We start from the raw sequence: 12,266 nt of genomic DNA on the forward strand, positions 1-12,266 counted from the left end.
TCCCGGTCGAACAAAGTAAATTTGGCAATAAAAATAGCAATTACCGTTACTATTATTAAAAATAGGATTCCTAAACTAATCAGAAATATTTTTAACCCCATATTCCCCTTCATGTCTATCACTTCCTAGTTTCTCTAGAATCACCTTATTTCTACCATAACCCAAACTCTATGATTCCTCTACACCACAGAATGAATTTAACGGTTCACCAAGCAAAAAATGGTAAAAATTCTGCGATAGGTTTATAATCTATGAGAATTACCTAAAACATCAATGAAAGGTATGATCTAACAAATGAAGAAGCTATCGAAGATACTTTATATGAATGTTGCACTATTAATCCTAGTAGGGTTACTTGCAGGCTGTGGAGATAATAAAAATGATTCTACGTCTAATTCCTCAGAAGACAGTTCTGCCCAAGAATCATCTGATGAAAATACAACCGAAACAGATGAGAGCAGTTCTTCCAGTGAGGAAGAGAAATCAGATAGCACCACCGAAGAATCAGAGAATCAAGATACAGAATCATCCTCATCTGAAAATAATACAGAAGAAAACAAAGATGCCCTGTCTCAATACTCTTCTCAAGAAATTGAATACGCTCGAGTATGGTTACAGCTTGGTCCTAATCAAGAGTTAGATGAATTGAATGTCCATCATATACCAGCTGGTACACCACTTAATCCTGATGATGAAACCAGTCTAACCTACCCAGAAGATGTTATCCAGTTAGCAGGCAGTCGCTTAGTCGATGGTTCTGTAACGTATAGTGGCAATGGGGATGGCACGATAAACGTCTATAAGGTCCCATTGCGTTGGGATGGTCAATACCCTGCCGGTGAAGAATTTTACCAGGAGTTGATTGATAATACCGAGTTAGTGGCTATCGACACTGGTGATGAGGAACAGGTCATAAAACTAATCAAACTATTAAATATCCAATAGTAAAGTAATAGTACGCTATAGAAAAAGGAGGAAGGGTTTCCATGTAACCTTCCTCCCTACTTATTTTTCTAATAACTCGATTATCAGGTCTGGACGATCCGTCATGATTCCATCGGCTCCTAATTCGATTAGTTCCTCCATCGTCTCTGGATCATTAATCGTCCAATAATGGACATCCATGCCTCTATTATGTGCACCTCGAATTAGCTTCTTATCCACAAGGTTAATATTACTATCTTCCGTAGGGATTTGGAGTGCATGGACATGTTGTTGATACAGGCTATTTAGGAACAACTTATGGAACACGACAAACTTAGTGATTTCATCCCTTCCACCACTAACAAGTGCATCTCCGTCGGACGCTTCCAGTACCATATCAATGATAGAGTGGTCAAATGCAGCAATGATAACATTTTCTTCTAAGCTATATTCCTGTATTAACTCCCACAATTTCTCGCTCATTTCCTGATATAACTCAGGGTCATTGGAGTCCTTGATTTCAATGGTATACAGCATATCAGGATCATCAATGGTTGAGAATATTTCATCTACAGTTGGGATATATACCCCTTGGCCACGGTAACTGTATTCTCCATTTAAATCTTTGAAATTCATTCCTGCATCTAATGCTTGAACCTCTTCCAATGTCATATCATTCACTTTACCCGTTCCATTTGTCGTACGATCAACAGTTGGGTCATGAATCGATACTAGATAGCCATCCTTTGTCATATGAATATCAAATTCCAAAACATCAACACCTAATGCATGTGCATTGGTGAAAGCAGCTAAAGTATTGGAGGGTGCTAGATGGTTTCCACCACCATGGGCAATAACGAGTGGTCGACCCCGGTCAAACTTATGTAAATCTGTATTTTCGGTAACTGGGAATAAGAAAATGATAAGCCAAATAAGAACGATAATACCTACAACCAAGCCAATTATCCGCCATACTTTACTTCTTTTTCCATGTTTGGACATTCCAATACCCCCTTTCCATTTCTAGACTATTATATCAAATAGTCACGAAAATAAAGGCTTCCACTTAAAACCTGTTAAACGATTTTCAAATCTTTGCTATAATTATACATTATAAAACCATTACATAATTAGATTTTGGCACAAACTATTATCAAAGAATAGTCAGTCATTAATAACACAGGGAGGAAATCACATGCAAGAATCAATCCCACTTACTACCTGGAAGGCTCTAGTAGAAAAGAAAACGAAGAAAAAGATCCTCATCAAAATGATGTGGAATGACAAAGAAAAGCTAACCTTGTTCATTACACCTAATATGAAAATTAATTCCTTTATCTATGATGAAAAAGAAGGCTACTTATTTTATGATCTAGCAGGAAACCTAATTGACTATCGAATCCCAAGTATTTTAACAGAGAAAGAATTAGTGGATGGACAAGTGAAGTTGTCTAAAGAGACAAAACTAATGATAAACGGACAGCAATTAACAAAAGAAGATCTTCAATTTCTAGGTAGAAATTAGTTAAAAAAAGATTACCTCCTAAATTAATGAAATTATTGCTATAATCATTACAAGTACATATCCAAACCAAGGAGGACAAATCATGAACCTAGGAGCATTTTCTATCAGTCTAACAGTAAAAGACATCCACAAATCAAAAGAGTTCTACGAAGCACTCGGATTCGAGACGCTAGGTGGAAACATTGAACAAAATTGGCTAATCATAAAAAATGGCGATACGGTAATCGGCCTATTCCAGGCTATGTTTGATAAGAACATCCTAACCTTTAATCCAGGTTGGAACCAAAATGCCGAGAATCTGGACACTTTCACAGACGTTCGCGAAATTCAAAAAGAGCTTAAAGCAAAAGGCATTACATTCCAAACGGAGGCAGATGAATCAACAGAAGGTCCTGCACATTTTACAATTGAAGATCCAGATGGGAATCAGATTCTTTTTGATCAGCATCGGTAACACCATCTGCAACTCTTGTTCTTTTAAATAGAAAGAAGTAACCGTCCCCTTAACTAGGTGTGTGCGGCTACTTCTTTTTTTGAATTCACATCAAAACCAGTAATCCATGTAAACTATCAATTATATTAACTAATTGACAGTTATATCACTACCAAAAAATATAGTTTAGTGTTAAACTATATTCAAAAGTAGTTTAACACTAAACTATTTTGTTTCTCAGTACATTCCTGGCCAAGCTTCCTAAAATAATTCAATTGGAGGGCGAATGTGGAACAAGCAAATATATTTAAATTAATTCACGCAATCGAAAAGATGAATAATCATAATATTATTCAGTTTACAAAGCAATATCCCTACCCACTAGGAATATCGCCAATTCTTGTTTTAAGTGAATTACGACAAAAAGGTCCGCAAAAACAAGTAGAATTGGCTGAGACACTTGGCTATACCAAGGGAGCCATGACGAATATTGCAAACAAGTTAGTGAATTTAGAGTTTGTAGATCGTTTAGATGTTAAACAAGATAAACGCGCTAATCAATTATCCATCACAGAAACTGGGGAAAAAGCATTAGTAGAGGCACAGGAGATTGGGAAAAAAATGTTTGTAGACCTTTTTCAAGAACTGACGGAGGAAGAGATTAATCAATATCTCACTATCCAAGAGAAATTACTGCAAGGCATTGACGATAGAATTCAAAAGAACAATTAGATGGGAGATTTTCACATGAAACGATTAGATGGAAAAGTTGTAATTATTACTGGTGGAGCTCGCGGAATGGGCGCATCCCATGCTCGCTTATTCGTTAAAGAAGGCGCTAAAGTAATGATCGCTGATATTCTGGAAGAAGACGGACAAGCTTTAGCAAATGAACTTGGTGAGCATGTAAGATTTATAAAACTAGATGTAACTAAAGGAGAAAATTGGGCAGAGGTAATCGCTCTAACTGAAAAGGAATTTGGACCAGTAAATGTCTTGGTTAATAATGCTGGTATAAGTATGAATAAATCTATTGAGGAAACTACCGAGGAAGAGTACCGTAGAATCCTGGATATTAACCAAGTTTCCGTGTTCTTAGGGATGAAAGCTGTGATTCCTTCCATGAAAAAAGCAGATGGTGGATCCATTGTGAATATTTCTTCTATCAATGGTCTTGTTGGTGGAGCTATTGGGTACACAGATACGAAATTTGCTGTTCGTGGCATGACAAAAGCTGCTGCACTAGGTCTAGCTCATTACGGTATTCGTGTGAACTCTGTTCACCCAGGTGTCATTGAAACACCAATGATTGTACAAGAAGATTCCAAAGAAGCAATCAATGAATTTGCGAAATATATTCCAAATGGACGCGTCGCTAAACCAGAAGAAGTATCGAATTTAGTACTGTATCTTGCATCAGACGAATCAAGCTATAGCACTGGAGCTGAATTTGTCGTGGATGGTGGGTTAACTGCAAGATAGATAATGTTAGGTAGATGGTAGTGAGGGATTTCCCTCACTATCTTTTTTATTTTGGTATGCGTTATGGTATAGTCACACTCTTTTCTTAAATACTAATCATGTAGACCTTTTATGAGAGTGGTGGACCGGTAATGAACAAACAAAAAAGAAATGCCTCCCTATTTATTATCTTTTACCTTGCTGCCTTTTATGGTTGGTTATGTTTCTATGCAGATCATACATGGATGCGAATATTAGGTGGATCGCTATTTCCAATAATCGGTGCCGCTGTTTCAATTTATTGGTTATACAGACCCTTTCGAATTCTATCAACTGACCATAGAATATTTATTATCTTATTAAGTACAGGAATATCACTGCCTCTCTTATCCAATTTGTTCTGGTTGTTCAACCTTCTAGTCAATGGTAAAACTGGCTATCCCGATCTATCTTTTGTTCTATGGTTATCGGGATATGTATTTTTCTTATTTGCTCTAATATATAAGTTAAAGTTACTATACCACTCGCTGTCTATGGGGCCGTTTCTATTTAATATTTTAATATTTATGATAGCCGCTATCTCCATTAGTTATCACTATTTGATCAACCCAATAATTGAACTCTCCGATGAACATCAATCTCTTGTGGTCGTTTATATTTTATATCCAATTCTCGATATAGGAATTGCATTTTTAGCCATCAATATTTTTTATATGACTCGATATACAAAGGAGTATAAAGCATTCCTTTACCTTTCTCTAGGTTTCTTGGTCCAAATCATAACCGATACGCTTTACATTCATTCGCTAATCAATCATCAATATGAAAATGGCGGTATGATTGATCCTCTTTGGACGTTGGCCATCCTATTGCTAGGCTACACTAATTTCCAAGTCGAAATATTTTCAGATGATATAAAATGGATTTCTAATTCCTACCCCAAGCATAGTGACAACGGCTTATTACTAAATGTTAGTGTTATCTTTCTGGCTTTTCTTGTCATGCAAAGTACAGGCTGGAATTGGAATGCCTTAGTACTTGGTCTGGTCCTATCCATTATATTTATTGTCATTAGACAAATATCAATGATAAAACAGCAACGTAATCTATTACATGACCTTTGGTATCATGCTTATCATGATAAACTTACTGGGTTACTTAACCGAGCTAGTTATCAACAAGATATTAAAGCTTTAATTAAATTTGCAAACGAAAATCAGAAAAAGTTCGCAATTATGCTCTTGGATTTTGACCGATTTAAAAATATTAATGATACACTCGGACATGGAATTGGTGATCAGCTATTACAGGAATGTTCCACCAGACTGAAACAATCTGTTCCAACTACCGGTCGAGTATACCGTGTTGGTGGAGACGAATTTATCATTATTCTCCAGGATGCTTCAGAGAACTTTTGTAAACGAATTGCGGAAAGCATATTAGAAACATTTTCAAAAGCCTTAGCAGTAAATATATATCAAATATCAATTACCCCTAGTATAGGGATAAGCCTTTTTCCGGAAAATGGTTCTACTAGTGAAATGTTACTAAAAAATGCGGATACATCAATGTACCTTGCAAAAAGTAAGGGAAGAAACCAATATGAAGTGTTTAGTCCCGAATTAAATAAAAAGATGGCTAGAAAAATGCAGATTGAGAATGACCTAAGTCAAGCTATAACCAATAATGAACTCCTCCTTCATTACCAACCAAAAGTGAATTTACAATCTAGAAAGATAATCGGTACTGAAGCTTTATTACGTTGGAAACATTCAAAACTGGGAGTACTTGCACCAGACGAATTTATTCCGTTAGCAGAAGATACTGGACAGATTGTCCCCATCGGTAATTGGGTTTTATATAATGCTTGTCAACAGTTGAAACAGTGGCAGGAAAATGGCCATGATGATCTATTAATGTGTATCAATGTTTCCGTACGACAGTTTCAACATAAGGATTTTCTCAACAATGTAAAAAAAATAATCGAACAAACTGGGGTTAATCCCGCCAGCATTGAATTAGAAATTACAGAAAGTATTATGCAGAATATTGTAGACACTACTAGAATTCTACATGAATTACAAAAAATGGGCGTACAGTCTGCGATTGATGACTTTGGAACAGGCTATTCCTCCCTTTCTGTATTAAAAGATTTACCTATTTATGCAATCAAGATTGATCGATCATTTATTATAAACATAACTGAAAAAGATATTGCAATGGTCAAAACCATCATGAATATAGGGTCCAATCTTAATTTGACTGTAATAGTCGAAGGAATTGAAAATGAAGAGCAACTAACCACACTACTCAAAATCAGTAACCAGGATATCATTGGACAAGGATATTTATTTAGCAGACCAGTTCCAGCAGGAGAACTAGAGAAGATTTTACTTAAAGAGAAACTATAGTGGTCTAGGGCAGGTTCACTGGCTCAGCACTCAATCATCTAGTCTAACGGAGGCATAACTAAGGTCTAGGAATTAAACTATGTACCCGATTCCCAGACCAAAAAACAGAACAAATATTCTATTTTATGTATCAATAGTATTCATATTATGCTAAACTAGTACCAACAACTACTTACTTTAGTGGGTTCACGGAGGGGATTAGTTTGAGACCTAATTTGACGAAAGTTATTAACTTGGAAAGTTTTAAAGATTATTATTGGTTGAAAGAAGAATTGCAATCCTTTTGCAGAGAAAATGGGATAAGTACCTCAGGCTCGAAAATTGAACTTACCAATAGAATAAAAACATTCCTTCGTACAGGTGAAATAATTAAACCTATCAGAAAATCTACATCACCTATGAAAACAATGCCACAAGCAGAATTAACTCTTGATACAGTCATTACGGAAAACCATCGGTGTAGTCAAGATGTAAGAGCATTTTTCAAGACCGTGATACCAAAATTCCACTTCTCAACATTTATTCAAAACTATATAAAAAATAATATTGGAAAAACGTACCGAGATGTCGTGAATGCTTGGTATGAGGAAGAAGATCGGAAGAAAGATCCTTCCTACAAGAAAAATATTGCACCCCAATTTGAATACAACCGATTCGTTCGTGACTATTTCGCTGATCCTAGCAATAAAGGGAAAAGTCGTGATGAAGCGATTAAAGCATGGAATGAAATAAAGAAACTTCCTGGAAGTAATCAATACATACCTAGTTAGTACAAGAGAGTTCGCTTGAAACAAAGCGAACTTATTTTTTTAAAAAATAAAAGCTATCTACTAATGATATGGTACACTCGGGTGTGGTTCAAGAAATAGACTTATATCACCTATCGCCCCCTCGAAACGGACTATTAAACGACAGTATTGTAATGAGTTGTTTGTTTAATTCTTCAGCAGGTGTCATATAACCCTGACGATTCCATTCCATTAATAAACCGAGGATTGCATTCGTTTGATAGCTTAATAGATAATCTACTTGGACCCGATCAGTAGCATCAATGTATGATTTAGCTAAAGATTCTTTCATAAAGGTACGGACGGTATCAAACAGCAAGTAATAGTACATCATTGGGATACGTTGGTCAAAGACAATCTGATAGAAATCCTGATATTTTTTTACATGATGGAAAATCTCTATCATACTAGCAGAGATATTTTCAATCTTAAATCTCGTTTTAATATATGGCTCTTCATAAGCCCTTCTGAAATCTTCTACGATTACTTCTAAATACCGCTTAAAGACTTCATGTACATCCTTGTAATGCGAATAAAATGTCCCGCGATTTATTTGTGCTAAACGACATAATTCCGCTACCGATATAGCCTCTAGTGGCTTTGACTTCAATAATTCTAACAAGGCATGCCTTAAACTCTCTTGTGTCTTGATTACTCTGAGATCATGTTTCAACATTTTCACTCTCCTTAATCAACACAATCCTAGTGAAGTGTTGATTACGCAACGTTTTTTGGATTTTCCGTTGTTTGTTTATTTGGTCATCCTATCTTATAATTTTAATGTACACATGTTCATTATATTTTTTCAAGTTTAAAGGAGGAAAATAGAATGAAATTACAAGACAAAGTAGCGATCGTAACAGGAGCAGCATCTGGTATGGGAAAAGCAATTGCTAAAATTTATGCACGTGAAGGTGCGAAAGTAATAGTAGCAGACCTAAATCTAGATGGTGCTGAAGAAGTAGTGAAAGGCATTACCGAGAATGGCGGAGTAGCCAAAGCCGTTCAAGTAAACGTTGCAAAACAGGAAGATATTGATAACATGATCGATATTGCCGTTGCGGAATTTGGAACTTTAGATATTTTAGTAAACAATGCTGGAATCATGGATGGATTTGAACCAGTTGGGGATATCCTAGATGAGCGTTGGGATATGATATTTGATGTCAATACAAAAGGTGTTATGCGTGCAATGCGTAAAGCACTACCTATTTTCTTGGAAAAAGGTAAAGGAAACATTATTAATACTGCATCAACTGGTGGATTAAATGGTGCTCATGCTGGTGCTACATATGGGGCATCTAAACATGCTGTTATTGGATTAACGAAAAACACTGGGTTCATGTATGCTCAAAAAGGCATCCGTTGTAATGCGATTGCCCCTGGTGCTGTAGAAACAAATATTTCAGCTTCTATGAAGAATGTAAACCCATTTGGTATGGAACGTACAAAAGTTGTACAAGGCGTCATTCCTCGTATAGGACAACCGGAGGAAATTGCTCAAGTGGCATTATTCCTTGCATCTGATGAGTCAAGCTTTGTCAATGGTACTGTTATTACAGCTGATGGTGGTTGGACTGCAGCGTTTTAAATAGATAGGATATATCTTTAAGGGCGGTTCCTCACTTGGAATCGCCCTATTATATTTAAATAATTACGGCATTATTAAAACATAATAATAAAATCCTAGTAAACAATATAACTTAGAATAGCTTGTAATCCATACTACATAAACATCAAGGTAGGTGATTGATATTCATACAGAATTTGCACTCATTAGTATTGTGATCGTCATTTCTCTAGGGATTTTTTCACAGTGGTTGGCTTGGAGGATACAGTGGCCATCCATTGTCATTATGTCGGTAGCTGGTTTAATAATCGGACCGGTGTTTGGATTAATTAATCCACAAGCAGCACTTGGGGGGCTTTATAGCCCAATTATCTCTCTTGCAGTTGCTTTAATTCTCTTCGAAGGTAGTACAAGCCTGGATGTCCGTGAGCTAAAAGGAATTTCTAAGTCTGTTTTTCGAATTGTCACCTTTGGTACGTTTATCGCTTGGATTGGCGGTTCCTTAGCTGCACACTATATTGCCGGACTTAGTTTAGAAATCTCCTTTATCATTGGTGGCCTGTTTGTTGTAACCGGGCCGACTGTCATCATTCCCTTGTTAAGGCAGGCAAAATTAACTTCACGGGTTTCTTCCGTATTGAAATGGGAAGGGATTATTGTTGATCCAATCGGTCCCTTACTCGCTCTTTTTGCTTATGAAATTATAAAAATCACTTCAGTTGAATCATTCAGCTACCAAGATTTCATTCCTTTCTTTATGGATGCATTTCTAGCAGTGATAGTTGGGATTGTGATTGGTATACTTGTTAGTTTTCTGGCAGGAAAAGGATGGTTTCCAGAATATCTTAAATCACCTATCACGTTTTGTTTCGTATTAATTTGCTTTACCATTGGAGAAGCCATCATGCATGAAACTGGCATGTTAGCAGTAACTATAATGGGGCTTACATTAGCAAGAACGAAGAAGTATGTTCATTCAATAAGTAGCATTAATCACTTCATGGAGAACATCTCCGTGATGCTGACTTCTACTGTCTTTATTTTACTAACAGCATCCCTTACCAGAGAGACCATTTTTGAAGTCTTTACTTGGCCAATCCTTACGTTTGTCTTGGTCATGCTACTTGTTGTACGGCCATTATCAATATGGATTTCTACTATTGGAACGGAATTGACATTACAGGAGAAAACATTAGTCGGCTGGATAGCGCCACGAGGAATTGTTGCACTTACGGTTTCGGGATATTTTGCAGGGCTACTGATGGAAGACGGTTATCCCAATGCCTCCCTGTTAACCTCTTTAACCTTAGCACTAGTTTTTATTACGGTGTGTGCACATGGTTTTTCAATTGGACCAATTGCACGCAAACTAGGCTTAGCCAATACGGATTCTACCGGAGTCATTATGGTTGGGGCGAGTAGTTTTTCTATCGCTTTTGCAAACCACTTGAAAGCAATGGGTACACCAGTCTTGATTACAGACACCTCAGACTCTCGCTTGAATCAAGCTAGTAATTTAGGAATTGCAACTTACCATGGGGAAATCTTATCAGAACAAAGTGAATTTGACATTGACATGACATCCTATGACATGATTCTATCCATGACAGGGGACGCAGCTTATAATGCGTTAGTATGTCAATCATATATTCCTGAGTTTGGCCATAAAAATATTTTTGCTCTACCAATTAATCATCATAAAACAAAGGAAAGCAAAGTCCCACCTTCTCTTAAAGCCAACCTACTATTTGGCAAAGAAGATACTTTTCCAGAATTAAATAAGAAGATCAACATTGGTTATAAAATCATAAATATTGAAATAGAAGAGAAAAAGACAGTCCTTAAAGAGGATATGTCACTAAGCGGTACACCGTTATGTGTTAGGAAGAAAAATGGCAACATCGTTTTCGTTACCTTTAAAGATAAACTCGTGCTAGATGTGGGAGATCAACTTGTTGCACTGGTGCTGGAGGATTAGTCCTTCAGCCTTTCTTCATGCTAAACTGGATACTTAATACAAATACCATATAATGTTCAAATGATTTCGTTCATATTTTGCTCTTCTTTTCGTTAAAGGAGCTAGTCTCTTGCACAACTTTACCACTAAGACCCAACACATCCGTTTTTAGAATTTGTATAAATCTCTCTTTTTCTTCTATAAAAGGAGAATGTGCGGCATTTTCAAAAGTATAGAATTTTTTTGATGGAGCTACTATTTTTTCATAGAACCGTTTTGCCTCTATGTAAGATGTTTGATAATCGTACGAACCATGCATGATAAAAACGGGAACTTTAAAATGAGGTGCAAGTACTGTAGCATCTGCTTTTGCAATTGTTTCAGATAACGCATTGTAACTGAAAAAAATCCCCTTTAGAATATTAAAACGTTCTTTCCATGTATATTGCTTACAAGTAAAGAAATCTTTAATTCCCTGCTTATTGGAATATCCCGTTCTTTTTGCTCCACCACCATACCTATTAAGATATCTCCCTAATATTCTTCGATAGCCCTGATTTTTATAAAAATCTCTATCAAACGTAACGGAACGGATATCTTTCTCTGCCTTTTTGTCCCCTTGTTTAATCGCTGTCTCCAATAAGAAGTCATAAGTATGCTTGTTGGATTCATAATGCCTACCAAATTGCCCAACACCAATATATGCATGGAAATACTGAGGACATCGACTAACAATAACACCCCCGAGTAATGTTCCAAAGGAGTGCCCGCAAACAAAAATCTTCTGTTTATTAAACTTTTCCTTCAGATAGTTGGTTATGATTAATGCGTCTGAAATTAACCTTTCTAATGTAAGCTCACCTTGTGTCGAAGCGTTGTATGACATTCCTGTACCTCTTTGTTCCCAGTAACAAACCGTAAAATCATTCTCCCATGTAAGTCCAGACTTTTTAATAATCGGATACTGTGGGAATCCAGGTCCTCCATGCAGAAACAAGAGTACAGGATTTTCGTCATTCGTTGACTCAATAAATACCCCATTTCTATGACCATCTATATTTACAAACTCTTTCGTGAAGTGAACGGTTTTCTCATTTGTTTTCATAATACTCCCCCCTAACTACCTTATTTAAGGATAAAAGCTACAAGATCTATTAGCTGAAAATCACAATATAATATTAACACTATTTGATAACT

12 protein-coding genes are annotated in these 12,266 nt (G+C 36.4%); 9 read left to right on the forward strand and 3 right to left on the reverse strand.

From position 1 onward, the window contains the following. The first annotated feature begins 294 nt into the window (after positions 1 to 294). Positions 295 to 945 (forward strand): YdeJ family lipoprotein, encoded by a 651-nt coding sequence (locus TY11_RS18420; protein WP_042149715.1) that lies wholly within the window; start codon positions 295 to 297, stop codon positions 943 to 945. 60 nt (positions 946 to 1,005) lie between these two features. Here TY11_RS18420 and TY11_RS18425 read toward each other — a convergent pair whose 3' ends face one another. Then, on the reverse strand, positions 1,006 to 1,926 hold the full coding sequence (locus tag TY11_RS18425) for a glycerophosphodiester phosphodiesterase family protein (RefSeq protein WP_052345899.1): 921 nt from the start codon (positions 1,924 to 1,926) through the stop codon (positions 1,006 to 1,008). A gap of 193 nt (positions 1,927 to 2,119) precedes the next feature. Between TY11_RS18425 and TY11_RS18430 the strand changes: the two genes are divergently transcribed. The 6 genes from TY11_RS18430 to TY11_RS18455 all read left to right on the forward strand — a co-directional run bounded on the left by TY11_RS18430 (position 2,120) and on the right by TY11_RS18455 (position 7,524). Then, the gene (locus TY11_RS18430; RefSeq protein WP_042149718.1) at positions 2,120 to 2,449 is read left to right on the forward strand and encodes a hypothetical protein; all 330 of its coding nucleotides are present in this window, start codon (positions 2,120 to 2,122) and stop codon (positions 2,447 to 2,449) included. An 82-nt stretch (positions 2,450 to 2,531) separates the two neighbouring features. Then, positions 2,532 to 2,903 carry a VOC family protein gene (locus tag TY11_RS18435; RefSeq protein WP_042149720.1) on the forward strand — a complete coding sequence of 124 codons (372 nt, stop codon included), beginning with the start codon at positions 2,532 to 2,534 and terminating at the stop codon, positions 2,901 to 2,903. Between the two features lie 267 nt (positions 2,904 to 3,170). Further along, a complete protein-coding gene (locus tag TY11_RS18440; RefSeq protein WP_042149723.1) occupies positions 3,171 to 3,614 on the forward strand; it encodes a MarR family winged helix-turn-helix transcriptional regulator in 444 nt (147 codons plus the stop codon). Between the two features lie 15 nt (positions 3,615 to 3,629). After that, positions 3,630 to 4,364, forward strand: coding sequence for a glucose 1-dehydrogenase (locus TY11_RS18445; protein WP_042149725.1), 735 nt, complete (start codon positions 3,630 to 3,632; stop codon positions 4,362 to 4,364). A 131-nt stretch (positions 4,365 to 4,495) separates the two neighbouring features. Then, positions 4,496 to 6,754: a putative bifunctional diguanylate cyclase/phosphodiesterase gene (locus TY11_RS18450; protein ID WP_042149727.1), complete on the forward strand. Its 2,259-nt coding sequence runs from the start codon at positions 4,496 to 4,498 to the stop codon at positions 6,752 to 6,754. Between the two features lie 203 nt (positions 6,755 to 6,957). Beyond that, positions 6,958 to 7,524 carry a DUF6434 domain-containing protein gene (locus TY11_RS18455; RefSeq protein ID WP_042149729.1) on the forward strand — a complete coding sequence of 189 codons (567 nt, stop codon included), beginning with the start codon at positions 6,958 to 6,960 and terminating at the stop codon, positions 7,522 to 7,524. 106 nt (positions 7,525 to 7,630) lie between these two features. Here TY11_RS18455 and TY11_RS18460 read toward each other — a convergent pair whose 3' ends face one another. Further along, positions 7,631 to 8,218 carry a TetR/AcrR family transcriptional regulator gene (locus TY11_RS18460; protein ID WP_042149732.1) on the reverse strand — a complete coding sequence of 196 codons (588 nt, stop codon included), beginning with the start codon at positions 8,216 to 8,218 and terminating at the stop codon, positions 7,631 to 7,633. 153 nt (positions 8,219 to 8,371) lie between these two features. Here TY11_RS18460 and TY11_RS18465 point away from each other — a divergent pair, with 153 nt between their 5' ends. Beyond that, positions 8,372 to 9,133 carry an SDR family oxidoreductase gene (locus TY11_RS18465; RefSeq protein WP_042149734.1) on the forward strand — a complete coding sequence of 254 codons (762 nt, stop codon included), beginning with the start codon at positions 8,372 to 8,374 and terminating at the stop codon, positions 9,131 to 9,133. A 154-nt stretch (positions 9,134 to 9,287) separates the two neighbouring features. After that, a complete protein-coding gene (locus TY11_RS18470) occupies positions 9,288 to 11,090 on the forward strand; it encodes a cation:proton antiporter (RefSeq protein WP_231495878.1) in 1,803 nt (600 codons plus the stop codon). A gap of 70 nt (positions 11,091 to 11,160) precedes the next feature. Here TY11_RS18470 and TY11_RS18475 read toward each other — a convergent pair whose 3' ends face one another. Continuing rightward, entirely contained in the window at positions 11,161 to 12,174 is a 1,014-nt protein-coding gene (locus TY11_RS18475) for an alpha/beta fold hydrolase (protein WP_042149736.1), read from the reverse strand. Positions 12,175 to 12,266: the final 92 nt, after the last annotated feature.

It is taken from the genome of Paucisalibacillus algeriensis (assembly GCF_000577245.1).
Taxonomy (GTDB): Bacteria; Bacillota; Bacilli; order Bacillales; family Amphibacillaceae; genus Ornithinibacillus.